The sequence below is a fragment of the Pseudomonas sp. WP18 genome (assembly GCF_036689585.1).
Lineage (GTDB): Bacteria > Pseudomonadota > Gammaproteobacteria > Pseudomonadales > Pseudomonadaceae > Aquipseudomonas > Aquipseudomonas chlororaphis_E.
In genome coordinates, this window is sequence record NZ_CP144758.1 from 6,300,957 (window position 1) to 6,327,898 (window position 26,942).

Annotated in this window: 27 protein-coding genes; 3 read left to right on the forward strand and 24 right to left on the reverse strand. The window is 60.3% G+C overall.

What is annotated here, in order from left to right:
* Together V5F23_RS28175 and V5F23_RS28180 are read right to left on the reverse strand one after the other, a co-directional pair.
* The gene (locus V5F23_RS28175) at positions 1-627 is read right to left on the reverse strand and encodes a glutathione S-transferase (RefSeq protein WP_042731404.1); all 627 of its coding nucleotides are present in this window, start codon (positions 625-627) and stop codon (positions 1-3) included.
* A gap of 125 nt (positions 628-752) precedes the next feature.
* Positions 753-1,655, reverse strand: a complete 903-nt coding sequence (locus V5F23_RS28180) for a LysR family transcriptional regulator (RefSeq protein ID WP_212803193.1) — start codon at positions 1,653-1,655, stop codon at positions 753-755.
* 404 nt (positions 1,656-2,059) lie between these two features.
* Between V5F23_RS28180 and V5F23_RS28185 the strand changes: the two genes are divergently transcribed.
* Positions 2,060-4,207, forward strand: coding sequence for a sulfatase-like hydrolase/transferase (locus V5F23_RS28185; RefSeq protein WP_338498995.1), 2,148 nt, complete (start codon positions 2,060-2,062; stop codon positions 4,205-4,207).
* A gap of 79 nt (positions 4,208-4,286) precedes the next feature.
* Here V5F23_RS28185 and nudK read toward each other — a convergent pair whose 3' ends face one another.
* The 4 genes from nudK to V5F23_RS28205 are packed head-to-tail and all read right to left on the reverse strand — an operon-like array spanning position 4,287 to position 7,664.
* Complete coding sequence (gene nudK / locus V5F23_RS28190; RefSeq protein WP_047739385.1) at positions 4,287-4,883, reverse strand: GDP-mannose pyrophosphatase NudK; 597 nt, start codon at positions 4,881-4,883, stop codon at positions 4,287-4,289.
* Positions 4,884-4,924: 41 nt separating this feature from the next.
* Positions 4,925-5,776, reverse strand: a complete 852-nt coding sequence (nadE, locus tag V5F23_RS28195; protein WP_047739384.1) for an ammonia-dependent NAD(+) synthetase — start codon at positions 5,774-5,776, stop codon at positions 4,925-4,927.
* A gap of 1 nt (position 5,777) precedes the next feature.
* A complete protein-coding gene (pncB, locus tag V5F23_RS28200; RefSeq protein WP_042727796.1) occupies positions 5,778-7,007 on the reverse strand; it encodes a nicotinate phosphoribosyltransferase in 1,230 nt (409 codons plus the stop codon).
* Between the two features lie 9 nt (positions 7,008-7,016).
* On the reverse strand, positions 7,017-7,664 hold the full coding sequence (locus V5F23_RS28205; protein WP_338497165.1) for a nicotinamidase: 648 nt from the start codon (positions 7,662-7,664) through the stop codon (positions 7,017-7,019).
* A 169-nt stretch (positions 7,665-7,833) separates the two neighbouring features.
* Here V5F23_RS28205 and V5F23_RS28210 point away from each other — a divergent pair, with 169 nt between their 5' ends.
* Together V5F23_RS28210 and V5F23_RS28215 are read left to right on the forward strand one after the other, a co-directional pair.
* Positions 7,834-8,391, forward strand: coding sequence for an adenylyltransferase/cytidyltransferase family protein (locus V5F23_RS28210; protein ID WP_042727798.1), 558 nt, complete (start codon positions 7,834-7,836; stop codon positions 8,389-8,391).
* Entirely contained in the window at positions 8,381-9,088 is a 708-nt protein-coding gene (locus V5F23_RS28215) for an NUDIX hydrolase (protein ID WP_338497168.1), read from the forward strand. The genes V5F23_RS28210 and V5F23_RS28215 overlap by 11 nt, the downstream gene beginning before the upstream one ends.
* 3 nt (positions 9,089-9,091) lie before the next feature.
* Here V5F23_RS28215 and V5F23_RS28220 read toward each other — a convergent pair whose 3' ends face one another.
* The 18 genes from V5F23_RS28220 to mnmG form a co-directional block, all read right to left on the reverse strand.
* Complete coding sequence (locus V5F23_RS28220) at positions 9,092-10,348, reverse strand: HipA domain-containing protein (protein ID WP_042727800.1); 1,257 nt, start codon at positions 10,346-10,348, stop codon at positions 9,092-9,094.
* Positions 10,341-10,799 (reverse strand): helix-turn-helix transcriptional regulator, encoded by a 459-nt coding sequence (locus tag V5F23_RS28225; protein ID WP_042727801.1) that lies wholly within the window; start codon positions 10,797-10,799, stop codon positions 10,341-10,343. Before V5F23_RS28225 ends, V5F23_RS28220 begins: the two co-directional genes overlap by 8 nt.
* A 313-nt stretch (positions 10,800-11,112) precedes the next feature.
* A complete protein-coding gene (gene glmS, locus V5F23_RS28230; protein ID WP_047739378.1) occupies positions 11,113-12,948 on the reverse strand; it encodes a glutamine--fructose-6-phosphate transaminase (isomerizing) in 1,836 nt (611 codons plus the stop codon).
* 1 nt (position 12,949) lies between these two features.
* Positions 12,950-13,726, reverse strand: coding sequence for a DeoR family transcriptional regulator (locus tag V5F23_RS28235; protein ID WP_042727803.1), 777 nt, complete (start codon positions 13,724-13,726; stop codon positions 12,950-12,952).
* Between the two features lie 206 nt (positions 13,727-13,932).
* Positions 13,933-15,300 carry a bifunctional UDP-N-acetylglucosamine diphosphorylase/glucosamine-1-phosphate N-acetyltransferase GlmU gene (gene glmU, locus V5F23_RS28240; protein WP_123579289.1) on the reverse strand — a complete coding sequence of 456 codons (1,368 nt, stop codon included), beginning with the start codon at positions 15,298-15,300 and terminating at the stop codon, positions 13,933-13,935.
* 114 nt (positions 15,301-15,414) lie between these two features.
* Positions 15,415-15,840, reverse strand: coding sequence for a F0F1 ATP synthase subunit epsilon (locus tag V5F23_RS28245; RefSeq protein ID WP_024777790.1), 426 nt, complete (start codon positions 15,838-15,840; stop codon positions 15,415-15,417).
* 45 nt (positions 15,841-15,885) lie between these two features.
* Positions 15,886-17,262 (reverse strand): F0F1 ATP synthase subunit beta, encoded by a 1,377-nt coding sequence (gene atpD, locus V5F23_RS28250; RefSeq protein WP_042727805.1) that lies wholly within the window; start codon positions 17,260-17,262, stop codon positions 15,886-15,888.
* A 27-nt stretch (positions 17,263-17,289) separates the two neighbouring features.
* On the reverse strand, positions 17,290-18,150 hold the full coding sequence (atpG, locus tag V5F23_RS28255; RefSeq protein WP_030139034.1) for a F0F1 ATP synthase subunit gamma: 861 nt from the start codon (positions 18,148-18,150) through the stop codon (positions 17,290-17,292).
* A 50-nt stretch (positions 18,151-18,200) separates the two neighbouring features.
* Positions 18,201-19,745: a F0F1 ATP synthase subunit alpha gene (atpA, locus tag V5F23_RS28260; protein WP_042727806.1), complete on the reverse strand. Its 1,545-nt coding sequence runs from the start codon at positions 19,743-19,745 to the stop codon at positions 18,201-18,203.
* Positions 19,746-19,766: 21 nt separating this feature from the next.
* Positions 19,767-20,303 (reverse strand): F0F1 ATP synthase subunit delta, encoded by a 537-nt coding sequence (locus tag V5F23_RS28265; RefSeq protein WP_003187192.1) that lies wholly within the window; start codon positions 20,301-20,303, stop codon positions 19,767-19,769.
* Between the two features lie 12 nt (positions 20,304-20,315).
* Positions 20,316-20,786: a F0F1 ATP synthase subunit B gene (locus tag V5F23_RS28270; RefSeq protein ID WP_030139033.1), complete on the reverse strand. Its 471-nt coding sequence runs from the start codon at positions 20,784-20,786 to the stop codon at positions 20,316-20,318.
* Positions 20,787-20,844: 58 nt separating this feature from the next.
* Positions 20,845-21,102 carry a F0F1 ATP synthase subunit C gene (atpE, locus tag V5F23_RS28275; RefSeq protein WP_003097235.1) on the reverse strand — a complete coding sequence of 86 codons (258 nt, stop codon included), beginning with the start codon at positions 21,100-21,102 and terminating at the stop codon, positions 20,845-20,847.
* A 134-nt stretch (positions 21,103-21,236) separates the two neighbouring features.
* The gene (atpB, locus tag V5F23_RS28280) at positions 21,237-22,106 is read right to left on the reverse strand and encodes a F0F1 ATP synthase subunit A (RefSeq protein ID WP_024777786.1); all 870 of its coding nucleotides are present in this window, start codon (positions 22,104-22,106) and stop codon (positions 21,237-21,239) included.
* A gap of 16 nt (positions 22,107-22,122) precedes the next feature.
* Complete coding sequence (locus V5F23_RS28285) at positions 22,123-22,530, reverse strand: F0F1 ATP synthase subunit I (RefSeq protein WP_042727807.1); 408 nt, start codon at positions 22,528-22,530, stop codon at positions 22,123-22,125.
* A gap of 148 nt (positions 22,531-22,678) precedes the next feature.
* Positions 22,679-23,551, reverse strand: a complete 873-nt coding sequence (locus V5F23_RS28290; RefSeq protein ID WP_042727808.1) for a ParB/RepB/Spo0J family partition protein — start codon at positions 23,549-23,551, stop codon at positions 22,679-22,681.
* Between the two features lie 9 nt (positions 23,552-23,560).
* Positions 23,561-24,358, reverse strand: coding sequence for a ParA family protein (locus V5F23_RS28295; protein WP_003187199.1), 798 nt, complete (start codon positions 24,356-24,358; stop codon positions 23,561-23,563).
* An 18-nt stretch (positions 24,359-24,376) separates the two neighbouring features.
* Positions 24,377-25,012, reverse strand: a complete 636-nt coding sequence (gene rsmG, locus V5F23_RS28300) for a 16S rRNA (guanine(527)-N(7))-methyltransferase RsmG (protein ID WP_199925106.1) — start codon at positions 25,010-25,012, stop codon at positions 24,377-24,379.
* A gap of 5 nt (positions 25,013-25,017) precedes the next feature.
* Positions 25,018-26,916 carry a tRNA uridine-5-carboxymethylaminomethyl(34) synthesis enzyme MnmG gene (mnmG, locus tag V5F23_RS28305; protein ID WP_212803198.1) on the reverse strand — a complete coding sequence of 633 codons (1,899 nt, stop codon included), beginning with the start codon at positions 26,914-26,916 and terminating at the stop codon, positions 25,018-25,020.
* Positions 26,917-26,942: the final 26 nt, after the last annotated feature.

Below are 26,942 nucleotides of genomic sequence, written 5' to 3' on the forward strand. Positions count from 1 at the left end.
TCAAGCCGTTTTCTGCAGCCCGATCACCGTACGCGGCATGCCCACGAACCCCGGCAACGCCTCGATCCGCGCCAGCCATGCCCGCACGTTGGCATAGTCCTCCAACGACACGTTGCCTTCCGGCGCATGGGCGATATAGGTGTAGCCGGCGATGTCGGCGACGGTCGGGGTGTCTCCCGCCAGATAAGGGCTGTGGCTCAGTTCCTGATCCACGACCTTGAGCAGGGCGTGAGAACGGGCAATCACGTCCTCGGCGTTATAGGCCGCGCCGAACACCGTGATCAGCCGCGCCGTGGCAGGCCCGGCATGGATCGGCCCAGCCGCGGCCGACAGCCAGCGCTGCACCCGTGCGGCGCCAATCGGGTCGGTTGGCAACCAGCGCCCCTGGCCATACTTGTGCGCCAGGTACACCAAGATGGCATTGGAGTCTGCCAGCACTACACCGTCATCATCGATGACCGGTACCTGGCCAAAGGCGTTGATGGCGAGGAACTCGGGTTTTTTATGGGCACCCTTGGCCAAATCGACGAACACCACCTCGACGGGCAGCTCAAGCAACGACAACATCAGTTCAACGCGATGGGAATGGCCGGAAAGCGGGAAATGGTAGTGCTTGATGGGTTTCATGGTCGACTCCGCTGAGGTGGACGCCATCACCGGAACGGCGTCGATGGAGTCATCCTGCGCTTGAACCGATAACTCGAGAATCACCCGCAAACGCAATCCATTATTTCAACGGAGGAAATAATGCCTCAGCCCCTCAAGGCCGGGACGTGGCGCAATGCATTGACGGTAAAGTCGACAAAACTGCGCACCCGCGCCGGTGCATTGCGCCCACCCTGATACACCACATGGATCGGCAGCGGCGGCAGTTCGAAATCAGCCAAGACAATCTCCAGCTCACCGGTGGCCACAGGATCGGCCACCTGGTAAGACAGCACCCGCGTCATCCCCAGGCCCTGGCGGGCTGCGTTGATCGCGGCCTGGTTGGCCGTCACCGCCAATCGCGGCGCGAGCCGAACGACCAGCGGCTGTTCGCCCTCGGCGAAGGTCCAGCTTCGGTTCTGGTTGATGGCCGATGACAACACCACCGGCATCTGCTCCAGCTCGCCGGGATGCCGGGGCCGGCCATGGCGGGCGAAAAATCCCGGCGAACCGCACACCACCCGCCGCACCTCGCCCACGCGCACGGCATGCTGGCTGCTGTCCGGCAACTCGCCGATGCGTACCGCCACGTCGATGCCCTCCTCGACCATGTTGACGTTGCGATCGAGCAGCAAGGCGTTGATGCTGACCTCGGGAAACTGCAGCAGGTAGTCAACCAGCAACGGCGTGACGAAGGACTGGCCGAACAACACCGGCGCGGTAATCGCCAGTTGCCCACGAGGCTGGACATGGCTTCCCGCCGCCGAATCCTCGGCTTCCTGGAGATCGTTCAGGATCCGCCGACAATCTTCCAGAAAGCGCTGGCCCGCTTCGCTCAAGTAGACATTGCGCGTGGTGCGCACCAACAGGGGCGTACCGATGCGCTGCTCCAAGGCCGCCACCGCCCGCGTGACACTGGCCGCCGACAGGCCAAGACGCCGTGAGGCCGCCGAAAACCCCGACTCCAGCGCCACGGCGACAAACACCTGCATTTCCTGAAACCTGTCCATCCAGTCCCCCGATGAGAAATCCTGATACAAGTTTTCCAGACATCCTGAAACAGCGCTACGCAGCCAGTGTAGAGGCCTGGGCCAGTGAACCACAGCGTAGCGCCGCCGGACACTGGGACATTGAACCGGTCGTTGGCAGGCATGCTTGGTACCATCGCGCCGTGTGACAATTTGATGACGAAGGAAAACCCTGTGGGAGCGAACCTGCTCTCGATGGCGGCGGATCAACATGAAAATCAGCGGCTGATTCACCGTCTTCGCGACCACGCCCGTTCCATAGGGTTTGTCTGCTGTTTCATGGATTAGCTTCGACCGAAGGCCTGCTTGTGAAAATTTTTTACCCCCGTTTAAACCCTTCCTACACGCCCCTTCTTGCCTTGATCGGCTGCGTGCTGTTGACCCCGATGGGCCTGCGCCTGGCGCTGGGCTGGTCCGACCCGCTGGGCTATCTCTCGGACCTGGGCGTCGGCGGATTGCTGGTCGCGCTGCTCTACCGTCGCCCCTGGTGGCTGGCATTGCCCGTGCTACTGGCCTGGAGCGCGTTGACCCTGGCCAGCATCGAACTGGTCAGCGCCGTCGGGCGGATGCCCAACCCTTCGGACGTGCATTACCTGATCGATCCGCAATTCGTTGAGAACTCTACCAGTGGCGGCTTCGCCCACCCCTGGCTGGCCACGTTCCAGTGCGCGGCACTGGGGTTCTGGCTGCTGGTGCAATGGCTCGATCGGGCGCGACCGGCCCCACGCTTGCCGCGCCATGCCTGGGTAGCGCCGCTGCTGGTGCTGCTGATCCACGGTGCGGTGCAATCCTGGCGGCCCAGCGAGGCGGACCAGTGGAACCTGTTCAACCTGCCCCATCAATTGGCTACCGCCGCCCTCGCCGAGGGTCAGGAGGGCGCCCAGCAATGGCTCGAAGGCAGCGCCCCGGACCCGGTGCCGCCCATGGACGGACTCACCCGCCTGGACCTGGACGGGCAACGCTTGCTGGCCGAACCGGGCCGCGCGCGCAACGTCCTGGTCATCGCCCTGGAAGGCATCCCCGGGGCCTACGTGCGTGCCAATCGCCAGGCGTTGAACAGCACCTATCAAGAAGACCTGATGCCGCACCTGAGCGCCTGGGCCGAGCGCGGCATGAACACCCCCGATTACGTCCTGCATAGCCACCAGACCATCCGAGGCCTGTACGCCATGTTGTGCGGCGACTACGACAAACTCGACGACGGCACGCCCAAGGGCGTCGAAATGCTCAACCAGACTCAGCGCAACCAAGCCTGCCTGCCGGCCCAATTGCGCCAGAACGGTTTCTCCACCCACTTCCTGCAAGCCGCCGGGCTACGGTTCATGGCCAAGGACCGGATCATGCCGCACATCGGCTTCGACACGGCACTGGGCGTGGAGTGGTTCACCCAGCCCGCCTACCTGGAATTCCCCTGGGGCAAGGACGACAAGACCTTCTTCGAGGGCGCGCTGGACTACGTCGGGCAATTGCAACAGGCGGACCGGCCGTGGATGCTCACCTTGCTGACCGTCGGCACGCACCAGCCCTACTCCGCACCCGATGACTACCTGAAACGCTACGACTCTGCCAAGCAGGCGGCGGTCGGTTACCTGGACGACGCCTTGGACAGTTTCCTGGCTGGCCTTGAGCGCCAGGGCATCCTGGACAACACCTTGGTGGTGATCACTTCGGACGAATCCCATGGCATCGACGATGTGCGCCTGGCGTCATCCTGGGGTTTCAACCTGATGCTGGCGCCGGAACCATTGCCCAGGATCAAATCAGGGGTCTATGGCCACGTGGACCTGAGCGCCTCGATCCTCGACTACTTCGGCTTCGCGGTGCCCACGGCGTTGTCCGGACGCTCGATGCTCAGGGATTACACGACGGGCCGGGAGATCATGTCGTTCACCAACGGCAAGCTGCGCCATCACGACGGCAACGGCACGTTCACCGAGTGCGATTTCCTGCAGCGTTGCCGGTCCTACGCCAGCCCCGGCTTTATCGCCGACCGGGCTGTCTACAGTGGGCAATACAGCGGCCAGCGCGCACGGCTGATCAGCGCCCAGGCCACCGCCCTGGGCCAGACCCTGCTGCCCACGCCTCTCAACCAGCGTTATCAATTTGGCAGCGCAGAAAAGATCCCGCTGCCGGCTCAGGTCTCCAACGACTGGACCGACAACCTGATCGGGGCCCAGTACCTGGAGATGCCCAAGGGCTCGCAGACCCGCGTCAGCCTGACCATCCGCGCCCTGGAGGCCGACCACGCCGCCTATATTTCCCTGAAGGCCAAGGAGTTCGAACAGGACGTCGCCATGGACCTGCCGACCGAGGTGGCGGTAACCCCCGAGCAGCCGCTGGTGATGGACATCAGTTTTGACAACCCGCAACAGCGCAAGGCCTTTTCCTTCCACCTGCTCGGACATGGGGTGGGCGCCATCGAGATCAGCGACTTCAGCGTCGTGACCGAACTGCCAGGCCAGCCGGAGCAACCGGAATATCTGGACGAGTACCTGGACGATGGGCAGGACGACGGCGAAGTCCAATCCAGCTGAACAAAAAACGCGCAGCCTTTGAAACAGGCTGCGCGTGATCGAAATCGCCCAATGCCACTCGGTGTGGGGATGCCCCAGGCTAATCCAGCAAGCGGTGCAGCTTCGCGTACTGCAACAGCATGATGGTCTTGGCGTCGCAGATCTCCCCCGCCTCGACCATGCCCAGGGCCTGGTCGAGGGACATCTCCAGCACCTCGATCTCCTCGCCCTCCTCCTCCAGCCCACCGCCTTCATGCTGCTTGTCTTCGTCGAAATACTCGCCGACGAAAAAGTGCAGCCGTTCCGTCACCGAGCCCGGGCTCATGAAGGCTTCGAACACCTTGCGCACGTCCTGGATGACGTAGCCGGTTTCCTCTTGGGTTTCCTTGCGGATGCAAGTGTGCGGGTCGTCGTTGTCGAGCAGCCCGGCGCAGGTTTCGATCAGCAGGTCATCGTGCCCGTTGACGAAGGCCGGAAAGCGGAATTGCCGGGTCAGGACCACGGTCTGCTTGGCCTTGCTGTACAACAGGATGGTGGCGCCGTTGCCCCGGTCGTAGGTCTCGCGCGTCAGTTCCTGCCATCGACCGTCACGACCGAGGTAGTCGTAGGTGGTCTTGCGCAGTACGTACCAGTTGTCCGAGAGGACTTCGACGTGCTTGATCCGCACACGGTCCTTGATGCTGGTTGCCTGGGTCATTCATCCACTCCCTTCGAGATCCGTGTCCCATTAAACACTGTTCAGGCGGCCTCGCCGTCAATCGGCACGGCCGGGACCCGGGGCAGCGCTCGCTTGTGCGCCGTCCTGGCGTAGGCGCCCTCGATGATCCGTTGCGCCTCGGGCGAGACCTCTTCGCCCATCAGGTACGCATCGATTTCCTCGTAGCGGCAGCCATAGGCGTCTTCATCCAGCTTGCCAGGGGCCAGGTCCTCCAGGTCCGCGGTCGGCGCCTTGTGCACCAGGTGCGCCGGGGCGCCCAGGGCGTCGGCCAACCCGCGGACCTGGGTCTTCGTCAGCCCGGACAACGGCGCCAGGTCACACGCACCGTCGCCAAACTTGGTGAAAAAGCCCATCACCGCCTCCGCGCCATGATCGGTGCCCACCACCAATCCCTGGCTCAGGTTGGCGATGGCGTATTGCGCCAGCATCCGGGCCCGGGCCTTGGCGTTGCCCTTGGCGAAGTCGGTGAGCGCTGCCGAAGGCTGCAAGCCGTCGAGGACGATATCGGCCATTAGCCCGTCCACGCATGCGGCGATGTTGCACGTGGTGATCACGTCCGGCTGAATGAAATCCAGGGCTGCCTGGGCATCCTGTTCGTCGGCCTGGGCCTTGTAGGGCAACCGGACGGCAATGAAACGCGCCTCGTGGTTTTCATCCCGCAGTTGCTTGACCGCCCTCTGGCACAGCAACCCGGCCGTGAGCGAATCGACGCCGCCGCTGATGCCCAGCACCAGGGACGTACAACCCGACTCGCGCAGAACCTGCTGGATGAACGCGACGCGACGGGCGATCTCGGCGGCTTCACCGCCTGGTTTGAGTTGGCGATCGATGCCCAGTTCCCGGGCAATGGTCTGTTGCACAAGCGAAGTCATATCAGGCTCCCAGTTGTGGATTGATCAGGGCAACGTTGAACACTTGAGCGGCGTACCGCAGGAACGAAACATCCTCACAGACATTCTTGACCGGATCGTCGGAGAACTTCACGACCGGCTCGCCATGGACCCGCACCAGTTTCATGACGATGCTCAGCGGCTCGACACCGTCGACATCGCAAGCCAGGCTGGTGCCCATCCCGAAGCCGAACTTGGCCTTGCCACGCACATGCCGCAGGATCGGCAGGCATTTTTCGAAATTGAGGCCGTCGGAAAACATCAGGTCCTTGGTGCGCGGATCGACACCCAGCGCCTTGTAGCGGTCCAGCACCTTGTCAGCCCAGAGGATAGGGTCACCGGAATCCTGGCGCAGGCCGTCATAGAGCTTGGCGAAGTACAGGTCGAAGTCCTTGAGGAAGAAGTCGGTGCTGATGCAGTCCGTGAGCGCGATGCCCAGGCGGCCGCGATACTCGCGTACCCAGTTTTCCAGCGCGGCGTTCTGGCTCTCGCGCAACCGGCCCAGTTGCTGGTGCACCATCAGCCACTGGTGGGCCATCGTGCCGATCAGCGGCAGGTCGAACTCGTAGGCCAGGTGAGCGTTGCTGGTGCCGACAAAAACCCCGGGGAAATCGCTGCGCATGACGTTCACCACTTCGCGCTGGGCCCGGAACGACAGCCGCCGACGGGTGGAGAAGTCCGAGACACGGAACTCGGCGAGCTCTTCACGGCTGGCGTTTTTCTCCAGCCATTCGAACTTCTGGTACAGCTTGCGGGTGACGTCGGCCAACTCGACATCCGGGTACTTCTCGCGGTTGCGCAACTCACTGACCATGGCCAGTACCGGTTGCTCGAACATGATGCAGTGCAACATCGGGCCACGGACGCGGATATGCAGTTGGCCGTCGACTTCCGACACATGGATGTAGCGCAGATTGAAGCGGAACAGGCCAAGAAACTGTTCGAAGTCGGCGGTCAGGTACTCGCGAAAACGCTTGTTGAACAGGAACCGCTGCTCGCCTTCGCGCAGTTGCAAGCCGGCGAGTTTCTCCAGTTCGACCCGAATCTGCGGGATCAGGTGGCCGAGCCGTTCCTTGGAACGCACGATGAACTGGTATTCCACTTCCACGTTGGGGTGCTGGTGCAAGACCGCCTGCATCATGGTGAAGGTGTAGTAGTCGGTATCCAAAAGACTCTGGATGGTGCCGTTGCTCGAATCGAATGCGCTGTCCATGGGTCTTCCTTACACGCTTGCCAGTTGAACGGTTTCTTCGCGAGTCGCGGCCACCGCGATGCCCGCTTGCTGCATATCCCGGATGGCCTGGAGGGCGCCCTCCTCGCTGATGGCCCGGCAGGCCGGCAAGTGGATGACCACCTTGAACCCGGCGCCCGCCAGTTGCAGCGCGGTGGTCTTGACGCAGAAATCCAGCGCCAGCCCGCCGACGATGACCTGCTCGACACCTTGGCCCTTGAGGTACTCGATCACCCCGGTAGAGAGCTTGCCGTGCAAGTCGTGGTAGCACGCGCCGTACGGGTGCAGGTCCGGCTCGACGCCCTTCCAGATGAAATAGTCGTAGTCGTAAGGCGTCGGCAGTTCGTCCAGCAGGGTGAAACCTTCGGTGCCGGGCACACAGTGACTGACCCATGTGATGTCGGCGTGCGCGAGCCCGGTGGGCTTGAGCATCTGCGCATGGTCGGCGACCACCCAGGGCGCTTGGGGCGAGTGGGCATCCTTGCTGCCGATGCGCAGGCTGGCCAGGGACGCGATGAAGTTCAACTCACCGCCGATCTGCTCGCCGCCAGGCACCGGCAGCTCATCAGGGCAGAGCGGGGTAAAGCTCTTTTGCGCATCGACATCAAAGGAAGCGGTTTTGCGAGTCAGGCTGTTCATGCTGGGTTTCTCCTGTTCATGGTCGATACAGTACACAACATGTACTTTTACAACAAGCTTCGTCTGCAAAATTTTTTCACGCCCATATCTATTAAATATGGGATCCGGAAGATGTCGTTTGAGATCTTTGGTGATAAAGTACACGTCACGTACCAATAGAGGATCAGCCATGTTCGAGATTGCGCTTTATGGCGGTGCCTTCAATCCGCCTCACGCCGGCCACGCCCAGGTGATGATCGAGGCGTCCCGCCAGGCCCGGCGAGTACTGGTGGCCCCCAGTTTCAGGCACCCTTGCGGCAAACGAATGGTCGACTATGAGGTGCGTATGAAGTGGCTGGAGTCGATCGTCGAGCACATCCAACCGCTGTGCCGCACCGAAGTGCGCGCCAGCCGGGTGGAGCAGCTCGTGGCCCGTGGCGTCGAAGGCCCCATCTACAGTTACACCCTGCTCGCCCACCTCGCCGACAGCCTGGCCCTGGACGGCAAGCGGATCGCGCTGGTGGTGGGCCAGGATGTGGCCGAGCAGTTGCCGAGCTTCTATCGCGGCCAAGCCCTGCTGGAGCGTTTTTCCATCCTGTGCGTGGAGGAAAGGCTCCACGTGCGCAGCACACTGCTGCGCGAACGCCTGGCCCTGGGCGAACCGCTGCCCAGCCACTGGATGGCACCGGGCATGGACCCGTTAAACTATGACCTTTATGCGACCTACGGAAACCGACATGCGCAATAGCACCGCCCCCACGCGCGATTACCTGCACACCATCGACCTCTGCGTGCTGCGCTTCAACCGGCAAGCCCAGGCCATCGAAATCCTCTTGAACCGCAGGGAGGCCGAACCGTTCGCCGGCCACTGGGCTCTGCCCGGGATCGTAGTCAATGGGGGGGTTGAAGATCTGACGCTGAACGACGCCGTGGAGCGCCTGCGTCACTCCAACAAGGTAGGGATGCCACTGGCCTGGATCGAACAGGTCGGCACCGTTGGCGACGCCTTCCGCGACCCGCGTTGCTGGTCATCGTCGACGTTCTACCTGGCGATTGCCAGCGAGGCGGTCCAGCTCGCCGAGCACCAGGGCTTCTTCCCGCTCAAGGACGTCGCGGATGCCGCGATCAAACTGCCTTTCGATCACAACAGCCTGGTGGCCGCCGTCCAGGAACGGCTGTTGTCCAAATCCCTCTACAGCAGCCTGCCGCTGATGTTCCTCGGCCCCGAGTTCAGCGCGCCGCAAGCCGTGGGCATCTTCTCTGTGGTGCTCGAACGCCCGGTACTCAAGACCAGCATGCGCCAGCGCCTGCTGAAGATGACCGAAGCAGGCTACCTGCAAGAGACCGGGCGCAAGAAAAGCGGCGACGGCGGCCGCCCCCAGCGCACGCTGGAAAACCTGAAGCCGGGCAGCGTTTATCTTTTTGACCGGTGTTTTCTGGAGTAGCGCTTAGCGAGCAAGCGCAAATGCTGGCGCCATCCGCTCCTGCTCATTGCTTGAGATGCCCAGATAGCACGCGACCCTGGGCCATTTTCTGACGACGCCCTGGAATCTTTGGATGGTTTGTCTGGCATCGTCAGCAGAGACGCGGAAGTAGCCGGCCACGCTCATTGCCAAATCAAGGTCTATGGCGTTATCAGCCTCTGAAACGTTGAGCCTCAGGCCAGTGTCACCAGGGACAGGGTTCATGTCATACGCAGGCGAAAGACGCCAACCGCGCCCTGGCTCCAATAGGAAGCCATGGTTTCGTAGATGATCGTCAGTATTCGAAACCAGCATGTTGAAAACAATTCTTCGCCAAAGCTCGGGAAGATCTACGTCGGCAGCGGCTCCCTCCCTTACCAGTACCTCTGCAATCTCCAGGTAACTGGCCCCTGTCTCATGCCCATCACCATCTTGGTGGTCCGTCAGGGTCATCGCTGAAGCAAAGTGAAGTCGGCCCCCCCTTGCTGTTCTGTCAAAGCGCTTAACCATGAAACAGTGATACTCACTCGCGTACCGTTGCGCTTTTCCTTCAGCCACATATAGCCCACAGCCTTGAGCCAATGTGTTGACGACCATCTCCCAGCCGCCCACGTCGTGGGCGTCTCTATTACTGGGAAATTTTCCTATCCAGAGAGCCTGATCGTCATCAACTACGCTTGCCTTGGGCCTCGCTCCACCCAGAGAACCACCTGGAGCGATGAGCATTCGAATCCAGTCCTGACCCTGTGCACCCCGATCCTCGCCAGCTTCAAATCGACGCGAAGCCTCTTCAAGCTCACGCATGCGGGCCATCGGTGGGGCGGCATGCTCCATATGGGCATCAAGGAACGCTCCTTCTTCCTCGACTTTGAAACGCAGTCCCCCTACCCGGTAGGCGTCGTGAACCCCGATGAGATAGTCCGAGTCAAACAGCCGTGCGTCCTGCGGTGCGACTCCAGCTCTTTTATCCCGCTCCAAGCGACGATCCATCAGCAGTCGCCCCCATCGATCAGGCGAGGAGTCCGATATGCACCCAAAGCAATTTCTCGCTGGATATTGCCTCCCTTCGTAAGGCTGAATCCGAGGGTCTATCGCAATCTGAGTGTGAATGGTTTGAAGAACAGCCCGCGCGTACTCAAACTCCATACGCTCGGATCCTGCCAATCTGCGGGAATGAAGGGTTCCAAGCAGTACGGGTGCTGTTTCGTTCCAGTCTGCGTAGACGAAAATCCTTTCAGGCATCGTCTTCCCCTAAAAGCTTCTTAGCGAGTTCAGAGCTTGTCTGGCTTCGGCTATAAGCGGCTGGTGATGCAGAACTATTATCTTTTGCTGAGACGCTGACCAAGTTGTCCCAATGAAACTGCGGCAGCTTTACTTTTGGCTTGATGTGCTCGACTGCAGAACGCCCTTTCAATTCAGCATCTTGCAGATCACGGCCTAACTCATCCGTGCGCGCGAGCAATTCAAGGTCCTTCTCCAGGCCCAAGGCTACCAATACCGAGACGTAAGCCCCTATGGTTACAGCAGGACTGCCACTTTCCAGCGCCCTTAACGTTGGGGCGCTCATGCCCGCACGCGCAGCCATTTGCGTCGCAGTGATCTTACGACGCTTACGAGCCAGCTCGATCCGTTCGCCAAGCTGGCGCAGGAGCCGCTCAGCGGATGGCATGAGGGGTGCTGTTTTTTTGGGCATGGCCGTATTTTTTCAATTTCTTTGAGGATTTGAAAAAATACTAGCACAGAGATGCCTGATATCGGCTTCCAATGAGGAAAAGTGAAATTATTTTTTTAATATTTAGAAAAAAAAGAAAAAATACCTTCAAACCCAAATTTGGTTTCTCAAGATGAGCCCAGATGTTTAGTCGGGTTCTCTTCAGCTATTTGGCGAAGCGCCAGCCATGCGTAAAGGACGATGCGGCTTGGACGAATGAGCGGGTTTAGCAGCGCTAAACCCGCTCAGATTCATTACGCAGAATCACCAAGAAACCTGGCTCTTGGTGGACGACTCACTCCACCGTCACAGACTTCGCCAGATTGCGCGGCTGGTCCACGTCCGTGCCCTTGAGCACGGCCACGTAGTACGACAGCAGTTGCAGCGGGAGGGTGTAGAGGATCGGCGACAGGATGTCGTGGATGTGCGGCATGTGCACCACGTGGGTGCCTTCGCCGTTGGTCATGCCGGCTTTTTCGTCGGCGAAGACGATCAACTGGCCGCCGCGGGCGCGCACTTCCTGCAGGTTGGACTTGAGTTTTTCCAGCAGCTCGTTGTTCGGTGCCACGGTGACCACCGGCATGTCGTTGTCCACCAGGGCCAACGGGCCATGCTTGAGCTCGCCGGCAGGGTAGGCTTCGGCGTGGATGTAGGAAATTTCCTTGAGCTTCAAGGCCCCTTCCATCGCCACCGGGAATTGCGCGCCACGGCCGAGGAACAAGGTGTGGTTTTTCTCGGCGAACAGCTCGGCGATTTTTTCCACGGTGCTGTCCATCGCCAGGGCCTCGCCCAGGCGCGTCGGCAGGCGGCGCAGTTCTTCCACCAGTTTTGCCTCGACACCCTCGGCCAACGTGCCACGCACCTGGCCCAACGACAAGGTCAACAGCAGCAGGCCGACCAACTGGGTGGTGAACGCCTTGGTCGACGCCACGCCGATCTCGCGGCCAGCCTGGGTCAGCAGGGTCAGGTCGGATTCACGCACCAGTGAGCTGATGCCCACGTTGCAGATCGCCAGGCTGGCGAGGAAGCCCAGCTCCTTGGCGTTGCGCAGGGCCGCCAGGGTGTCGGCGGTTTCGCCGGACTGGGAAATGGTGACGAACAGCGAATCGGGTTGCACCACCACCTTGCGGTAACGGAACTCGCTGGCCACTTCGACCTGACACGGAATCCCGGCCAACTCTTCCAGCCAGTAACGGGCGACCATGCCGGCGTGATAGCTGGTGCCGCACGCGACGATCTGCACATTGCGCACCTTGGCGAACAGCTCGGCCGCTTGCGGGCCGAAGGCCTGGACCAGCACCTGGGTCTGGCTCATGCGCCCTTCCAGGGTGCGTTGCACCACGGCTGGCTGCTCATGGATTTCCTTGAGCATGAAGTGACGGAACTCGCCCTTGTCGGCGGCTTCGGCGCCGTCGCGGTACTGAACGGTTTCACGTTCGACGGCTTTGCCCTCGATGTCCCAGATTTGCACGCTGTCGCGGCGGATTTCGGCGATATCGCCCTCTTCCAGGTACATGAAGCGGTCGGTGACCTGGCGCAGGGCCAACTGGTCGGACGCCAGGAAGTTTTCCCCAAGGCCGAGGCCGATCACCAACGGGCTGCCGCTGCGGGCCGCCACCAGGCGATCCGGCTGTTTGGCGCTGATGACCGCCAGGCCATAGGCGCCGTGCAGTTCCTTGACGGTCGCCTTGAGGGCTGCGGTCAAGTCCGCCAGGTCCTTGAGCTTGTGGTTGAGCAGGTGGGCGATGACTTCGGTATCGGTGTCCGAAGTGAACACATAGCCGAGCGCCTTGAGCTGTTCACGCAGGGCCTCGTGGTTTTCGATGATGCCGTTGTGCACCACCGCCAGGTCGCCGCCGGAGAAATGCGGGTGGGCGTTACGCTCGCACGGCGCGCCATGGGTGGCCCAGCGGGTATGTGCGATGCCAAGGCGACCGACCAGCGGCTCGGCGTCCAGCGCCTGCTCCAGCTCACTGACCTTGCCCGGGCGGCGCATCCGCTCAAGCGTCTGGTCGTTGGTGAAAACCGCCACGCCGGCACTGTCGTAGCCGCGATATTCCAGGCGCTTGAGGCCTTCGATCAAGATTGCAGTGATATTACGTTCAGCAACGGCGCCGACAATTCCACACATGTTATTTCTCCTGGCTGACAGACGCGCAGATCACATTGATGCCGCGGGCCTGAATCTGATCGCGGGCCTCTACGGGCAGGCGATCATCGGTAATGAGGGTATGGACGCTGCTCCACGGCAGTTCCAGGTTGGGGATCTTGCGGCCGATCTTGTCGGCCTCCACCATCACGATCACTTCGCGGGCAACCTCAGCCATCACACGGCTCAGGCCCAGCAGTTCGTTGAAGGTGGTGGTGCCACGGACCAGATCGATACCGTCGGCACCGATGAACAACTGGTCGAAGTCATAGGAACGCAGGACCTGTTCGGCGACCTGGCCCTGGAATGATTCGGAATGCGGGTCCCAGGTGCCACCGGTCATCAACAGCACCGGTTCGTGCTCCAGCTCGTTCAGGGCCCTGGCGACGTGCAGGGAGTTGGTCATGACTACCAGCCCGGGCTGCTGGCCCAGTTGAGGGATCATGGCCGCCGTGGTGCTGCCGCTGTCGATGATGATGCGCGCGTGTTCGCGGATCCGCTTCACAGCGGCCCGGGCAATCGCCTGCTTGTAGCTGGAGACGGCTTTCCCGTTGTCGGCCACCAGCTCCTGCGGCATCGGCACAGCGCCACCGTAGCGGCGCAGCAACAGGCCGTTGGTTTCCAGGGCGGCGAGATCCTTGCGAATCGTAACCTCCGAGGTTTCGAAGCGTTTGGCCAGCTCATCCACACTGACCTCACCCTGCTCCTGGAGTAAGGCAAGGATATTGTGGCGGCGCTGTGGCGTATTGCGTTTCGACATGGCGAGATAAGTTTCGATTCGAAAGATAACGTAAGCAATCAAAACCTATTGCCGTGCAATCGTCAAGGCGGGGGCAGAAAAATTCAGAAATCATTAGATCAATGTGGGAGCGGGCTTGCTCGCGAAGGGGTCGAATCAGACAGTACAGCATGAACTGACACGACGCTTTCGCGAGCAAGCCCGCTCCCACAGGGGTTGTGGATAACTTAGGACTTCTTGATTTTCTCTGGACGCTTCCAGTTATCGATGTTGCGCTGACGCGCGCGCCCTACGGCCAGTTGCGATTTATCCACATTCTGGTTGATGGTCGACCCGGCTGCTGTCGTCGCGCCGCTGGAGATATCCACAGGCGCAACCAGGGAGTTGTTGGAGCCGATGAACACGTCCTCCCCCAACACGGTCTTCCACTTGTTCGCGCCATCGTAGTTGCACGTGATGGTGCCGGCGCCAATGTTGGTGCGGGCGCCGACCTCGGCGTCGCCCAGGTAGGTCAGGTGACCGGCCTTGGCGCCTTCGCCCAGGTGCGCGTTCTTCAGCTCGACGAAGTTACCCACATGGGCGCGAGCATCCAGCACGGAGCCGGGGCGCAAACGGGCGAACGGGCCGGCGTCGCTGCCTTCGCCCATGATCGCGCCGTCCAGGTGACTGTTGGCCTTGATCACCGCACCCTTGCGCAACGTGCTGTCCTTGATCACGCAGTTCGGGCCGATGACCACGTCATCTTCGATCACCACGTTGCCCTCGAGGATGACGTTGATGTCGATGACCACATCGCGACCCACGCTAACCTCACCGCGCACATCGAAACGGGCCGGGTCGCGCAGGGTCACGCCCTGGGCCATCAGGCGGCGGGCGGCGCGCAGTTGATAATGACGCTCCAGCTCGGCCAACTGCCGGCGGTCGTTGGCGCCCTGCACTTCCATGGCATCCAGGGGTTGCTCGGTGGCCACCACCAGGCCGTCCGCGACTGCCATGGCAATCACATCGGTCAGGTAGTACTCGCCCTGGGCGTTGTTGTTCGAAAGGCGGCTCATCCAGTCACCCAGGCGCGCGGCCGGTACGGCGAGAATCCCGGTGTTGCCCTCGGTGATAGCAAGTTGGGCCTGGTTGGCGTCCTTCTGCTCGACAATCTCGGTGACCTGGCCGTCGGCATTGCGCACGATGCGCCCGTAACCCGTGGGGTCATCCAGCTCGACGGTCAGCAGGCCCAGCTGTTGTGGCGCAACCTGCTTGAGCAGGCGTTGCAGGGTGTCGACCTCGATCAGCGGTACGTCGCCATACAGGATCAGTACCGTGTCGGCGGTGATGAACGGCACGGCCTGGGCGACGGCATGGCCGGTCCCCAGTTGCTTGTCCTGCAGGACGAAATTCAGGTCATCGGCGGCCAGGCGTTCACGAACGGCATCGGCGCCGTGGCCGATCACGACATGGATGCGCTGTGGATCAAGTTGCCGAGCGCTGTGGATAACATGGCCAAGCATGGAACGCCCCGCCACCGGATGCAGTACCTTGGGCAGCGCCGAGCGCATGCGGGTGCCTTGACCGGCCGCGAGGATAACGATTTCGAGAGACATGACTGGCTACCAATCCTGGGTGGTCAGCGGCTGCGACCAGATGATGAGTGTCGGAAAAAGAAAAAGGGTAGCCGAGGCTACCCTTTTTAATCAATCACGCAGAAAGCGGACGGCTTAGCCGCCGAACTTCTTGCGGATCTGCTGGACGGTGCGCAGCTGGGCTGCGGCCTCGGCCAGACGTGCAGCAGCAGAACCGTAGTCGAAGTCTGCGCCTTTTTCGTGCAGGGCCTTCTCGGCAGCCTTGACGGCTTCCTGAGCGGAGGCTTCGTCCAGGTCGGCAGCACGTTGCACGGTGTCGGCAAGGACCTTGACCATGTTCGGCTGAACCTCGAGGAAACCACCCGAGATGTAGAACACCTCTTTTTCCCCGCCCTGCTTGGTCAGACTAATCGGACCTGGCTTCAAGCTGGTGATCAGCGGTGCGTGCCCCAGGGCGATACCAAGATCCCCCAGTTCACCGTGCGCAACCACAAACTCGACCAGACCGGAGAAAATTTCCCCTTCCGCACTGACGATATCGCAATGGACTGTCATAGCCATCTGATTGCCTCAACCTAAATTAGCGCCCGTTGCCGGGCGCCGGGATTACAGTTTCTTGGCTTTCTCGATCGCTTCTTCGATGCCGCCGACCATGTAGAACGCTTGTTCTGGCAGGTGGTCGTAGTCACCGTTGAGGATGCCTTTGAAGCCAGCAATGGTGTCTTTCAGGGAAACGTATTTACCCGAGGCACCGGTGAAGACTTCAGCCACGAAGAACGGCTGCGACAAGAAGCGCTGGATCTTACGAGCACGGGCTACCAACTGCTTGTCGGTTTCCGACAGCTCGTCCATACCCAGGATCGCGATGATGTCCTTCAGCTCTTTGTAGCGCTGCAGCACGTACTGAACGCCACGAGCGGTCTCGTAGTGCTCGGTGCCGATCACGTTCGGGTCCAGCTGACGGGAAGTCGAGTCCAGTGGGTCTACCGCTGGGTAGATACCCAGGGAAGCGATGTCACGGGACAGAACGACGGTGGCGTCCAAGTGGGCGAAGGTGGTCGCTGGCGACGGGTCGGTCAAGTCGTCCGCTGGTACGTATACCGCCTGGATCGAGGTGATCGAGCCTTGCTTGGTCGAAGTGATGCGCTCTTGCAGCACGCCCATCTCTTCAGCCAGGGTCGGCTGGTAGCCTACTGCCGAAGGCATACGGCCCAGCAGTGCGGATACTTCGGTACCGGCCAGGGTGTAACGGTAGATGTTGTCGACGAACAGCAGAACGTCGTTACCTTCGTCACGGAACTTCTCGGCCATGGTCAGGCCGGTCAGGGCTACGCGCAGACGGTTTCCCGGCGGCTCGTTCATCTGGCCGTAGACCAGTGCCACTTTGTCCAGAACGTTGGAATCCTTCATCTCGTGGTAGAAGTCGTTACCCTCACGAGTACGCTCACCCACACCGGCGAACACGGAATAACCGCTGTGCTCGATGGCGATGTTACGGATCAGTTCCATCATGTTTACGGTCTTGCCTACACCGGCACCACCGAACAGACCGACTTTACCGCCCTTGGCGAACGGGCAAACCAGGTCGATAACCTTGATGCCGGTTTCCAGCAGGTCGTTGCCGCCCGCTTGTTCAGCGAAAGACGGCGCAGGACGGTGAATGCCCCAACGCTCTTCTTCGCCGATCGGGCCCGCTTCGTCGATCGGGTTGCCCAGTACGTCCATGATCCGGCCCAGGGTCGCTTTACCGACCGGTACGGAGATGGCTGCGCCAGTGTTGTTGACGTCCAGACCGCGCTTCAAGCCTTCGGTGGAGCCCATCGCAATGGTACGAACCACGCCGTCGCCCAGCTGCTGCTGGACTTCCAGGGTGGTTTCGGCGCCTTGAACCTTCAAGGCGTCGTAGATGCTCGGTACGCTGTCGCGTGGGAATTCCACGTCGATAACGGCGCCGATGATTTGAACGATACGTCCGCTACTCATAGCTGGATCCTCTGAATATTTGAACCGTTAAACCGCGGCAGCGCCGCCGACGATTTCCGAGATCTCTTGGGTGATCGCAGCCTGACGCGCCTTGTTGTAGATCAGCTGCAAATCGCTGATCAAATCACCGGCGTTGTCGGTAGCGTTCTTCATCGCGATCATCCGCGCGGCTTGTTCAGCTGCGTTGTTCTCGACCACCGCCTGGTAGACCTGCGACTCCACGTAACGGACCATCAAGCCGTCGAGCAGCTCCTTGGCATCCGGTTCGTAGAGATAGTCCCAGTGGTGCTTGAGTTCCTGTTCCGGGGTCGCCACCAGTGGAATCAACTGCTCCACGGTCGGCTGTTGCGTCATGGTGTTGATGAACTTGTTGGATACCACGGACAGGCGGTCGATCCGGCCTTCCAGGTAAGCATCCAGCATCACCTTGACGCTGCCGATCAGGTCATTGATCGACGGCTCTTCACCCAGGTGGCTGATAGCAGCGACGACGTTACCGCCGAAGTTGCGGAAGAAAGCCGCACCCTTGCTACCGACCACGCACAGATCGATCTCGACGCCTTGTTCGCGGTTTACCGCCATGTCCTTGACCAGGGCCTTGAACAGGTTGGTGTTCAAGCCACCGCACAGACCACGGTCACTGCTCACCACGACGTAACCGACGCGCTTGACGGCGCGGTCGATCATGAACGGGTGGCGGTATTCCGGGTTGGCGTTGGCCAGATGACCAATCACCTGGCGGATGCGCTCCGCATAAGGACGGCTAGCAGCCATGCGCATTTGTGCCTTGCGCATTTTGCTGACCGCCACTTTTTCCATGGCGCTGGTAATCTTTTGCGTGCTTTTGATGCTCGCAATCTTACTGCGAATCTCTTTTGCGCCTGCCATGTAACACCTATCAGGTTAGCAAGCGGGAGCCTTGCGGCTCCCGCTGCGGCTTACCAGGTTTGGGTGGCCTTGAACTTCTCGATACCAGCCTTCAGGCCAGCGTCGATTTCGTCATTGAAGTCACCCTTCACGTTGATCTTGGCCATCAAATCGGCGTGATCGCGGTTGAAGAAAGCAATCAGCGCTTGTTCGAAGCTGCCGATCTTGGTGATTTCAATGTCAGTCAGGAACCCACGCTCAGCGGCATACAGCGACAGCGCCATGTCAGCGATCGACATCGGTGCGTATTGCTTCTGCTTCATCAGCTCGGTAACGCGCTGACCATGCTCAAGTTGCTTACGGGTCGCTTCGTCCAGGTCAGAAGCGAACTGGGCGAATGCCGCCAGTTCACGGTACTGGGCCAGGGCGGTACGGATACCACCGGACAGCTTCTTGATGATCTTGGTCTGAGCGGCACCACCTACACGGGATACCGAAACACCGGCGTTCACAGCAGGACGGATGCCCGAGTTGAACATGGCCGATTCCAGGAAGATCTGACCGTCGGTGATGGAAATCACGTTGGTCGGAACGAACGCGGAAACGTCGCCAGCCTGGGTTTCGATGATCGGCAGGGCGGTCAGGGAACCGGTCTTGCCAGTCACTGCGCCGTTGGTGAACTTCTCGACGTACTCTTCCGAAACGCGGGAAGCGCGCTCCAGCAGACGGGAGTGGAGATAGAACACGTCGCCTGGGTAGGCTTCACGGCCTGGTGGACGGCGCAGCAGCAGGGAGATCTGGCGGTAAGCCACTGCCTGCTTGGACAGATCGTCATAAACGATCAGCGCGTCTTCACCGCGGTCGCGGAAGTATTCGCCCATGGTGCAACCGGAGTACGGTGCCAGGAATTGCAGTGCGGCCGATTCCGAAGCACTGGCTGCCACGATGATGGTGTTGGCCAGGGCGCCGTTTTCTTCCAGCTTGCGAACCACGTTGGCGATGGTCGATTGTTTCTGACCGATGGCTACGTAGACGCAGAAGATGCCGCTGTTTTTCTGGTTGATGATCGCGTCGATCGCCAGAGCGGTCTTACCGATCTGACGGTCACCGATGATCAGCTCACGCTGGCCACGGCCGACAGGGATCATGGCATCGACAGCCTTGTAGCCAGTCTGTACAGGCTGGTCTACCGACTTACGCCAGATCACGCCAGGAGCAACTTTCTCGACCGCGTCGGTCTCGGTGTTGTTCAGCGGACCTTTGCCGTCAACAGGGTTACCCAGTGCGTCGACAACGCGACCCAGCAGTTCCTTACCTACCGGAACTTCGAGGATGCGGCCGGTGCACTTGGCGCTCATGCCTTCAGCCAGAGTCGTGTATGCACCCAGTACCACGGCACCTACAGAGTCTTGCTCCAGGTTGAGGGCCATACCGTAGACGCCGCCCGGAAACTCGATCATTTCGCCGTACATGACGTCGGCCAGACCGTGAATCCGCACGATGCCGTCAGATACGCTGACGACAGTGCCTTCGTTACGGGCTTGGGAGGTCACATCGAGCTTTTCGATGCGGCCCTTGATAATTTCACTTATTTCGGAAGGATTGAGTTGCTGCATTGCTCTGCTGCCCCTTCAAACTCAAGATTTCAATGCTTCGGCAAGTTTCGCGATTTTGCCGCGAATCGAGCCATCGATAACCAGGTCGCCGGCGCGGATGACAACGCCCCCAATCAGGGACTTGTCTTCCTCGACTTGCAGGCGCACTTCCCGGTTGAGTCGTGCACTGAGAACCTTGGCGAGTTTGTCTTGCTGTTCTTGGTTCAATGCAAAAGCACTGGTCACTTCCACGTCTACCGACTTCTCTTGCTCAGCCTTGTACAGGTCGAAAAGAGCGGCGATCTCCGGCAGAAGCGGGAGACGGTCGTTTTCGGCAACGACGTGAATGAAATTCTGTGCCTTGGCATCGAACTTGTCGCCGCACACGTCAATGAACGTGGCGGCCTTTTCTGCGCTCGTCAGTCGCGGGGCCTTGAGCACGCGCTGCATGGTGTCGTCTTGCGACACCGCTGCAGCCAGGCCGAGCATGGCTGACCAATTGGCCAGTTGCTGGTGGGCCTGAGCGTGCTCGAAGGCCGCCTTAGCGTAAGGTCGGGCCAACGTGGTCAGTTCTGCCATGATCGCCCTCGCTTAGATTTCAGCAGCCAGTTGGTTAACCAGCTCTGCGTGCGCGTTTTGATCGATTGTGGCACCCAGGATCTTCGAAGCACCGCCAACGGCCAGGCTACCCACTTGGGCACGCAGCGCGTCTTTGACACTGTTGAGTTCCTGTTCGATCTCGGCTTGAGCCTGAGCCTTCACACGGTCAGCTTCGACGCGAGCCTGTTCACGGGCTTCGTCGACAATCTGGGTACCGCGTTTCTTGGCTTGCTCGATGATTTCAGCTGCCTGAGCTTTCGCTTCGCGCAGTTGCTGACCCACTTTCTCATGGGCCAACTCCAGGTCGCGAGCTGCTCGGCTGGCAGCGTCCAGACCATCAGCGATCTTCTTTTGACGTTCGTGCAATGCCGCAATGACCGGAGGCCATACGAATTTCATGCAGAACAGTACAAAAATCAGGAACGCAACGGACTGGCCAATCAGGGTCGCATTAATGTTCACGCCAACACCTCGCAGTTACGTTGTCCATCACATCAAACTACTCGAAGAATCCGAGTAATTAGCCAGCGATCTGACCAACGAACGGGTTCGCAAAGGTGAAGAACAGAGCGATACCAACACCGATCATGGTGACGGCGTCGAGCAGACCGGCAACGATGAACATTTTGACTTGCAGCATAGGAACCATTTCCGGTTGACGCGCAGCGCCTTCCAGGAACTTGCCGCCCAGCAGGCCGAAACCAATTGCGGTACCCAGTGCGCCCAGGCCGATCAACAGTGCAACAGCGATAGCGGTTAGACCAACTACAGTTTCCATCTTTCCTCCCGACTTTTACGTCGTATGGTTTAGGTTTTTTTAATTTAAAGCGGGTAAAACAAATCGTTTCATCAGCCCTGTTCGGGCTCCTTCCCGTTTGACCGGGAAGGACATCAGACTAGTCGAGACTGGCCTTAATGGTTTTCTTCGTGCGCCATCGACAGGTAGACGATGGTCAGCATCATGAAGATGAACGCCTGCAGGGTGATGATCAGGATGTGGAACACAGCCCACGCCCACTGCAGGACGACGCCCAGGCCGCTGAGCCACAACAGGCCGCTGCCGAACATCACGGCGATCAGGATGAACACCAGCTCGCCGGCATACATGTTGCCGAACAGACGCAGGGCCAGGGAAATCGGCTTGGCGATCAGGGTCACGAATTCCAGCAGGAAGTTCACCGGGATGAGCAGGGCTTGAACCAGGATGTTCTTGCTGCCGAACGGGTGCAGGGTCAGTTCGCCGATGAAGCCGCCGATGCCCTTGACCTTGATGCTATAGAAAATGATGAGTGCGAAAACCGAGAACGCCATGCCCAGGGTCGCGTTCGGGTCGGTGGTCGACACGGCGCGGAACGGGATGTGGTGGTCGCCGGAGATCAGGATGGCCAGTTGAGGAATCCAGTCGACCGGTACCAGGTCGACGGCGTTCATCAGGAACACCCAGACGAAGATGGTCAGCGCCAGCGGTGCGATCACCGGGCTACGGCCATGGAAGCTGTCTTTCACGCTGCCATCGACGAATTCGACCAGTACTTCAACGAAATTCTGCAGTGCACCAGGCTGGCCGGAGGTCGCCTTCTTTGCCGCCATGCGGAAAAGGAAAACGAAGATCAGGCCCAGTGCGACCGACCAGCCGAGGGTATCGACGTGGAAAGCCCAAAAGCCCATTTCCTTGGCTTCTGCTGCGGAGTGGGCAAAGCCCCAGCCGCCGTTGGGTAGCTGACCGAAGGTCAGGTTCTGCAAGTGGTGCTGGATATAGCCCGAAGCGGTTGTCTCTGCCATGGTTGCCTCAAACGCCCTAAGGTCTCGAAAGTCTTGTTCTCATCAGCAGGGGAGCGAACCAGCTGACCAGTTGGGTCAGCACGAAGACGCCGAATACAGCCAGCGGCGCCAATGGCTTCACACCTGCAAACGTCAGTGCAAACAGCACTGCCGTCAAAATCAGTTTCCCCGCTTCACCGGCATAGAAAGACCGGACGATAGCCTGGGCTGCTCGGGCGCCGGAAAACCGAAAGGCCCTGTGAGCAAAGTAAATATTGGGGAGCAAGGCTATCAGGCCTCCGCAAAGACCTGAGTATCCGGCGACGACACCTTTGCATTGCCAGAGCGCCAATGTGGCGATCAGTACAACGACAAACTGAGTCATCAATACCGGGAAAACTGCCAGACGATGGAACGGCAAGCGGTTTGGCGTGCGGGTTTCCATCGCTTTTGCTCTCCAAGGGTCGGCCGCCATAATTCAATAACTTGGCATAATTTGTGCCGACAAAATGCGCGCAGAGTATAGGGGCGGTTCTGCCCCTATTCAACTGCCAGGTAGTGATTTCCGACTGCGCGCTACAAGGGCAATTGTTTCAGCGAATGTGTGCAAGGACACCTTGCAGCTCATCGAGGGAGTTGTAACCAATCACCAATTGCCCCTTGCCCTTCTTGCCGTGGCGAATCTGCACCGCAGAGCCCAGGCGCTCGGCCAGGCGCTGTTCGAGGCGGGCGATATCCGGGTCGGGTTTGGAGGGTTCGACAGGGGCTGGTTTGCCACTGAGCCACTGGCGGACCAGTGCCTCGGTCTGGCGCACGGTGAGACCGCGTGCGACAACGTGTCGCGCCCCTTCAACCTGTTGATTTTCCGGCAATCCCAGCAATGCCCGGGCATGCCCCATCTCCAGATCGCCATGGGACAGCATGGTCTTGATGACTTCCGGCAATGCAATCAGCCGCAGCAGGTTGGCCACGGTCACACGCGACTTGCCCACGGCCTCGGCCACTTGTTGCTGGGTCAGTTGGAATTCCTGCTGCAAGCGCTGCAGGGCCACCGCTTCTTCGACCGGGTTGAGGTCTTCACGCTGGATGTTCTCGATCAGCGCCATGGCGATGGCGGCTTCATCGGGCACATCGCGCACCATCGCCGGAATGGTCTCCTGGCCGGCCTGCTGGCTGGCCCGCCAACGGCGTTCACCGGCAATGATCTCGAAACGGCCATTGGCGATCGGACGCACCACGATCGGCTGCATCACGCCCTGGTTCTTGATCGACTGGGCCAATTCTTCCAGCGCCTGGGGATCCATGTCCCGGCGCGGTTGGTATTTACCGCGCTGGATCAGGTCCAGCGGCAGGTGTTGCAACTCACGCTGATCCACCTGCACGGCCTGTTCTTCCAGCGAACTGACCGTAGGACCGCTGAGCAGTGCATCCAGTCCACGTCCGAGACCTCGTTTCTTGACGGCCATGGGGATTCCTTAAGTTGGCTGGGCTGCAGCGGTGCGTGGATTACGGCGCTGGCGGCGAACCATCTCGCCGGCCAGGGCCAGGTAGGCCAGCGCACCACGGGATTGTTTGTCGTAGGCCAGCGCCGGCATGCCGTAGCTCGGCGCTTCGGCCAGGCGGATGTTGCGCGGGATGACCGTGTCGTAGAGCTGCTCGCCGAAATGTTCCTTGAGCTGAGCCGAGACGTCGTTCATCAGGCTCAGGCGCGGGTCGTACATCGTCCGCAGCAGGCCTTCGACCTTCAACTCCGGGTTCAGCAGCTCGGCGATGCGCTTGATGTTATCCACAAGGTCGCTCAACCCTTCCAGGGCGAAATACTCGCACTGCATGGGGATGATCACGCCATCGGCGGCCACCAAGGCATTGAGCGTGAGCATCGACAGCGACGGCGGGCAGTCGATCAGGATGTAGTCGTAATTCTCCCGGATCGGTGCCAACGCACTGCGCAGGCGGCTCTCCTTCATCTGCATTTCCAGCAGGACCACTTCGGCCGCCGTCAGGTCGCGGTTGGCCGGCAGCAGTTGATAACCGCCGTGTTCGGAAAAATGCATGGCCTGGCCCAGATCGCACTCACCGATCAGGACGTCGTAGATGGAGTTTTCCAAGCCATGTTTATCCACACCGCTACCCATGGTGGCGTTGCCCTGTGGATCGAGATCGATCAGCAGCACCCGGCGCTTGGTCGCGACCAGGGATGCTGCGAGGTTGATGCAGGTGGTGGTCTTGCCCACACCACCCTTCTGGTTCGCTATCGCGAATACCTTAGCCATTCTTGCTTGTGTTCCCAATCATGCCGTGCGGCGCAGTATCAGCAGATGGCGTTGGCCTTGGCAACCGGGTACGGCCAGGGCGTGTTCGCTATCGAGGTGGAAGTCTGCCGGCAATGCTACCAGCTCATCGGCCGGATGAACGCCCTTCATTGCCAGCCAGCGCGTATTGGCGTCGCCCAGGTGGCGAGTCCAGTTGCTGAAGTTCTCCATGCTGCTGAACGCCCGGGAAATGATCCCGTTGAACGGCTCGGCAGGCTGGAACGCTTCGACGCGACTGTGGATAACTTGCAGGTTATCCAGCTTGAGTTCGAGTTTGACCTGGGTCAGGAAGCGGGTTTTCTTGCCGTTGCTGTCCAGGCAGGTCACTTGCGAGTCGGGAAACAGGATCGCCAGCGGGATTCCCGGCATGCCGCCGCCGCTGCCCACGTCCAGCCAGCGACCGTCTTCGATGAAGGACATGACGCTGAGACTGTCGAGCAAATGGCGCGAGACCATTTCATCCGGATCACGCACGGCGGTCAGGTTGTAGGCCTTGTTCCACTTGATCAACAGCGCCAGGTAACCCAGCAACTGCGCGTGCTGGGCTTCGGTCAGGCTGACGCCAAGCTGTCGGGCACCTGTGGATAACTCTTCGGCGTGTTGCGAGGTGACCATCGAACTCAAGCGCTTTGCTCCAACTGGCGGCCCGCGCCGCGTTTTTTCAAATGAATCATCAACAGGGAAATGGCCGCCGGGGTCACACCCGGGATGCGCGAAGCCTGGCCCAGGGTCTCGGGACGCGTGGCGCCGAGCTTGCTCTGGATTTCCTTCGACAACCCGGAAATACCGGTGTAATCGATATCCACAGGCAGCTTGGTGTCTTCGCTGGCGCGCAGGCGGGCGATTTCATCCTGCTGGCGGTCGATGTAACCGGCGTACTTGGTCTTGATCTCGACCTGTTCAGCCACCTGCGGATCTTCCGCGCCCTGGCCGGTCACTTCCACCAGCCCGGCGTAATCGATTTCCGGACGACTCAGCAAGTTGAGCAGGTTGTATTCGTGGGTCAGCGGCGTACCGAATCTGGTGGCGATAGCATCGCCCTGCTCAGTGCCGGGACGAACCCAGGTGCTTTTCAGGCGTTGCTCTTCCAGCTCGATGCCTTCGCGCTTCTTGCAGAACGCGGCCCAGCGCACGTCATCCACCAGACCCAGCTCGCGACCTTTCTCGGTCAGGCGCAGGTCGGCGTTGTCTTCACGCAGGATCAGGCGATATTCGGCCCGGGAGGTGAACATCCGATACGGTTCCTGGGTGCCCAGGGTGATCAGGTCGTCTACCAGCACGCCGATGTACGCCTCGTCGCGACGCGGACACCAACTGTCCTTGCCCTGGGCGCGCAGCGCAGCGTTGGCGCCGGCCAGCAAACCTTGGGCACCGGCTTCTTCGTAACCGGTAGTGCCGTTGATCTGGCCAGCAAAGAACAGCCCGCCGATGACTTTGGTTTCCAGGCTGTACTTCAGGTCACGCGGATCGAAGTAGTCGTACTCGATGGCGTAGCCCGGACGAACGATGTGAGCGTTCTCCATGCCGCGAATCGATTGCACGATCTGCAGTTGCACGTCGAATGGCAGGGATGTGGAGATGCCGTTCGGGTACAGCTCGTGGGTGGTCAGGCCCTCGGGCTCGATGAAGACCTGATGGCTTTCCTTGTCGGCAAAGCGATGGATCTTGTCTTCGATCGACGGGCAATAACGCGGGCCGATGCCTTCGATTTCACCGGCAGCGGAATACATCGGCGAACGATCGAGGTTCGCCGCAATGATTTCATGGGTGCGGGCATTGGTGTGGGTGATCCAGCAACTGACTTGCCGTGGATGCTGTTCCTTGTTGCCCATGAACGACATGACCGGGATCGGCGTATCGCCAGGCTGCTCGGTCATCACCGAGAAATCCACAGACCGACCGTCGATACGCGGTGGCGTACCGGTTTTCAAGCGCCCGACACGCAATGGCAGCTCACGCAAGCGGTGAGCCAGAGCGATCGACGGCGGATCACCAGCGCGCCCGCCGGAAAAGTTCTGCAAACCAATGTGGATAAGTCCGCCGAGGAAGGTCCCGGTGGTCAACACCACGGAATCGGCGAAGAAACGCAGGCCCATCTGCGTCACGACACCGCGTACCTGATCCTGCTCGACGATCAGGTCATCGGCCGCTTGTTGAAATATCCACAGGTTCGGCTGGTTTTCCAGGATTTCGCGGACAGCGGCCTTGTACAGGATGCGGTCGGCCTGGGCGCGAGTAGCACGCACGGCTGGGCCTTTGCGGCTGTTCAATACGCGAAACTGGATACCACCCTTATCGGTGGCCATGGCCATCGCGCCCCCAAGGGCATCGATCTCCTTGACCAAGTGGCTTTTGCCAATGCCACCAATGGCAGGGTTGCAGCTCATGGCGCCGAGGGTTTCCACGTTATGCGTCAGCAACAGGGTTTTTGCCCCCATGCGTGCTGATGCAAGTGCTGCCTCGGTACCGGCATGACCGCCGCCGATGACGATCACTTCAAAACGGGAAGGGAAATCCACCACGCACCTCGTGCCTGCTTAATTCA

Excerpts from the sequence above, each read along its gene's own strand:
- V5F23_RS28220 (WP_042727800.1), bottom strand. The coding sequence starts at position 10,348 with ATGCCTGAAAGGATTTTCGTCTACGCAGACTGGAACGAAACAGCACCC.
- V5F23_RS28175 (WP_042731404.1), bottom strand. The coding sequence starts at position 627 with ATGAAACCCATCAAGCACTACCATTTCCCGCTTTCCGGCCATTCCCAT.
- V5F23_RS28225 (WP_042727801.1), bottom strand. The coding sequence starts at position 10,799 with ATGCCCAAAAAAACAGCACCCCTCATGCCATCCGCTGAGCGGCTCCTG.
- atpA (WP_042727806.1), bottom strand. The coding sequence starts at position 19,745 with ATGCAGCAACTCAATCCTTCCGAAATAAGTGAAATTATCAAGGGCCGC.
- nudK (WP_047739385.1), bottom strand. The coding sequence starts at position 4,883 with ATGACCCAGGCAACCAGCATCAAGGACCGTGTGCGGATCAAGCACGTC.
- V5F23_RS28295 (WP_003187199.1), bottom strand. The coding sequence starts at position 24,358 with ATGGCTAAGGTATTCGCGATAGCGAACCAGAAGGGTGGTGTGGGCAAG.
- nadE (WP_047739384.1), bottom strand. The coding sequence starts at position 5,776 with ATGACTTCGCTTGTGCAACAGACCATTGCCCGGGAACTGGGCATCGAT.
- V5F23_RS28210 (WP_042727798.1), top strand. The coding sequence starts at position 7,834 with ATGTTCGAGATTGCGCTTTATGGCGGTGCCTTCAATCCGCCTCACGCC.
- atpD (WP_042727805.1), bottom strand. The coding sequence starts at position 17,262 with ATGAGTAGCGGACGTATCGTTCAAATCATCGGCGCCGTTATCGACGTG.
- glmU (WP_123579289.1), bottom strand. The coding sequence starts at position 15,300 with ATGTCTCTCGAAATCGTTATCCTCGCGGCCGGTCAAGGCACCCGCATG.
- pncB (WP_042727796.1), bottom strand. The coding sequence starts at position 7,007 with ATGGACAGCGCATTCGATTCGAGCAACGGCACCATCCAGAGTCTTTTG.
- atpB (WP_024777786.1), bottom strand. The coding sequence starts at position 22,106 with ATGGCAGAGACAACCGCTTCGGGCTATATCCAGCACCACTTGCAGAAC.
- V5F23_RS28180 (WP_212803193.1), bottom strand. The coding sequence starts at position 1,655 with ATGGACAGGTTTCAGGAAATGCAGGTGTTTGTCGCCGTGGCGCTGGAG.
- V5F23_RS28285 (WP_042727807.1), bottom strand. The coding sequence starts at position 22,530 with ATGGAAACCCGCACGCCAAACCGCTTGCCGTTCCATCGTCTGGCAGTT.
- V5F23_RS28185 (WP_338498995.1), top strand. The coding sequence starts at position 2,060 with ATGGGCCTGCGCCTGGCGCTGGGCTGGTCCGACCCGCTGGGCTATCTC.
- V5F23_RS28205 (WP_338497165.1), bottom strand. The coding sequence starts at position 7,664 with ATGAACAGCCTGACTCGCAAAACCGCTTCCTTTGATGTCGATGCGCAA.
- V5F23_RS28235 (WP_042727803.1), bottom strand. The coding sequence starts at position 13,726 with ATGTCGAAACGCAATACGCCACAGCGCCGCCACAATATCCTTGCCTTA.
- atpG (WP_030139034.1), bottom strand. The coding sequence starts at position 18,150 with ATGGCAGGCGCAAAAGAGATTCGCAGTAAGATTGCGAGCATCAAAAGC.
- rsmG (WP_199925106.1), bottom strand. The coding sequence starts at position 25,012 with ATGGTCACCTCGCAACACGCCGAAGAGTTATCCACAGGTGCCCGACAG.
- V5F23_RS28290 (WP_042727808.1), bottom strand. The coding sequence starts at position 23,551 with ATGGCCGTCAAGAAACGAGGTCTCGGACGTGGACTGGATGCACTGCTC.
- glmS (WP_047739378.1), bottom strand. The coding sequence starts at position 12,948 with ATGTGTGGAATTGTCGGCGCCGTTGCTGAACGTAATATCACTGCAATC.
- V5F23_RS28215 (WP_338497168.1), top strand. The coding sequence starts at position 8,381 with ATGCGCAATAGCACCGCCCCCACGCGCGATTACCTGCACACCATCGAC.
- atpE (WP_003097235.1), bottom strand. The coding sequence starts at position 21,102 with ATGGAAACTGTAGTTGGTCTAACCGCTATCGCTGTTGCACTGTTGATC.
- V5F23_RS28265 (WP_003187192.1), bottom strand. The coding sequence starts at position 20,303 with ATGGCAGAACTGACCACGTTGGCCCGACCTTACGCTAAGGCGGCCTTC.
- V5F23_RS28245 (WP_024777790.1), bottom strand. The coding sequence starts at position 15,840 with ATGGCTATGACAGTCCATTGCGATATCGTCAGTGCGGAAGGGGAAATT.